The sequence below is a fragment of the Microbulbifer sp. S227A genome (assembly GCF_049800935.1).
Map to the genome: position 1 here is coordinate 1 of NZ_JBNAFZ010000047.1, position 2,191 is coordinate 2,191.

Consider the following 2,191-nt stretch of genomic DNA (forward strand, 5'->3'; position numbering starts at 1 on the left):
CAACTCACGATCCTCAATACCATGGTTAAAAACAACACGTACTGGGATGAAAAAATGGCTTAATCGCTTGACGGGACACCATAGTCACTTGTTATAGGTTTTAGCCCAGTCAACTACGAAGTCCGCATATTTTGGACAAAATCTTTTAAATTGGGAGACTAGCTCTCTACCACCAAATGTCACCGTGTTTTCATGTGACCAATATACAACGTTCCTCAAGTGAGAGTCGCAAGCAAACGTCTCATAGTACCCAAATGAAAATCCAGAATACTCACTTTCTTCAAAATGTGCGCCCGTTTCCTGGAAGAAATATATTTTCTCTCCATGGAAGAAGTTTACTAGAAATTGCTCAAGATCTGGTTCAGAGTGATAAGGAAGAATTTTATTTCCATCGATAGCCAAGACTTCGATTAGAGGTGTTGGATCTAGCTCCAATGGGAACCAGTAGTTACCACCCCATCCCCAAAGAGACATTGCAGCAGCACGCGCACGGTCAAGTTTACGCTGCACCTGGTTCTGCTCTTGAAGATATCGATCTAAACGTGCTCCAGCATCTTCCTTATTCATATCACTGCTCGAGACCTATAACGCCGCGCTCAGGGGCGGCTTGCTTTGGGCGCATTTTGCGCAAAAATGGGAGCGAGGCGACCTGCGCAAAAGGTGCACAAAGTAAGCCGTCCCCTGCAGCGCCTGGTTATGGCTGGCCGCGCTGCGGAACCGCCTACTGGCACGCTGCCAGCCACGGATTGGCTGGCCACCGCCCATTAAAACGTGGAAAGAATACCGCACTTTCCCCAACCTGTTTTTATCTTATTGGCACGCCACAATACTGCAGCGAGCTGCCAGCTTCTACTGAACTCAAGCGAACGCTCTAGGAACGAAACTGCTTGAATGTGCCGTGGCAAAAAGCCAAATACTGGATGCCAAAACTGTGCGCAAAATTTTCAGCCACACAAAAACTATTTTTACCGACCGGCACCATAACGCCGCAATCAGCGGCGGCCAAGTTTGTGCGCTTTTTGCGCCATAATGGGAGCATAGCGACCGCGTAAAAAGTGCACAAACTTGGACGTCGGCTGCATTGCTTTGTTAAGTGCTTTCACGCGTCGCACCTGGAAATAGACTGACTAGCTTTGGCAAAACAAGAGCAGTCACGACCGATGTAATCCCAGCCAAAAGCAGCATAATTAACTGAGTTACCGGCGTAATAGCAAATATAAATGACTGAGAGGGTTCAGACGGATTATATGCGACTGTGATAACACCCTCTCTTAAATTTACTACTTTCTCTCTTGGTAAGTACACATTCTGCAGCGGCATTATGCGGCTACCTTTGTATTCCTTTCCATCCACTTGGTAGATGTAGGATGCCTTGCCAATATTGCCACCCCAATCGGAGGCGCCTGCAACAGTGGGGCTACTTGCGTTTTGTAATGAAACAGATTGAAGGATTGCTTGTGTTTTCTGCCAGCTAGAATACTGCAACGTTTCTATGTAAGCGCTTGCCGCAATTCCAAGAATTACGATGCCTGCTACGAGAAATATTCCTTGAATCTTCTTCATTGCTTGTGCACTTAACGCTTTGCTAAGGGGCAGCCGGAGCGAAGCGTAGGCTGTCCCGCGGAGGGCGCGATATTCGCGCCCGGAGTATACTTCAGCAACTTGTTATGACTCTGTGAGATGAGACATAAAGTCTCTGATGTAGTATTCCTGCGCGCATAGAGATACCACTCCGTCTTCATTTTGCACGGGAAGATAGCGCAAATGAAGCGTGGACCGTGGAGCCACTTCATAGTTTAAACATAAATATAATTCCGACTCATTGACTGAGTCAGATGAATCAAGAATATTTACATTTACTTCAAGAGAGGTGCTATCCGCAACTCCAGACCCCAGCAGAAAGGTTGCATATTCTAACTTTCCACCTCTGTACTTCGTAGGTACAACTACTTTCACAGGATGGCACTGAGGTGCATTGTACAATGCACCTTTAGAAAATTTTATCTGATGCGGAATTTCATCATTACCACATGCCTTCCCATAAAGCGGTAACATCGCTAGAGCAATTAATAAATATTTCATACTACTAAGAGTCATAACGCCTTGCTAAGGGGCAACCGAAACGCAGTGTAGGTTGTCCCGCGGAGGCCGCGCCTTTTGCGGCCGGAGTGTACTTGAGCAATTTGTTAGG

3 protein-coding genes are annotated in these 2,191 nt (G+C 46.6%); all 3 read right to left on the reverse strand.

What is annotated here, in order from left to right:
• Positions 1–84: 84 nt before the first annotated feature.
• Positions 85–567, reverse strand: coding sequence for a hypothetical protein (locus ACP15R_RS27380; protein WP_224866470.1), 483 nt, complete (start codon positions 565–567; stop codon positions 85–87).
• 522 nt (positions 568–1,089) lie between these two features.
• Positions 1,090–1,563, reverse strand: coding sequence for a DUF3592 domain-containing protein (locus tag ACP15R_RS27385; RefSeq protein WP_224871781.1), 474 nt, complete (start codon positions 1,561–1,563; stop codon positions 1,090–1,092).
• A 102-nt stretch (positions 1,564–1,665) separates the two neighbouring features.
• Entirely contained in the window at positions 1,666–2,082 is a 417-nt protein-coding gene (locus ACP15R_RS27390; RefSeq protein WP_424988968.1) for a hypothetical protein, read from the reverse strand.
• Positions 2,083–2,191 lie beyond the last annotated feature (109 nt).

Excerpts from the sequence above, each read along its gene's own strand:
- ACP15R_RS27380 (WP_224866470.1), bottom strand. The coding sequence starts at position 567 with ATGAATAAGGAAGATGCTGGAGCACGTTTAGATCGATATCTTCAAGAG.
- ACP15R_RS27385 (WP_224871781.1), bottom strand. The coding sequence starts at position 1,563 with ATGAAGAAGATTCAAGGAATATTTCTCGTAGCAGGCATCGTAATTCTT.
- ACP15R_RS27390 (WP_424988968.1), bottom strand. The coding sequence starts at position 2,082 with ATGAAATATTTATTAATTGCTCTAGCGATGTTACCGCTTTATGGGAAG.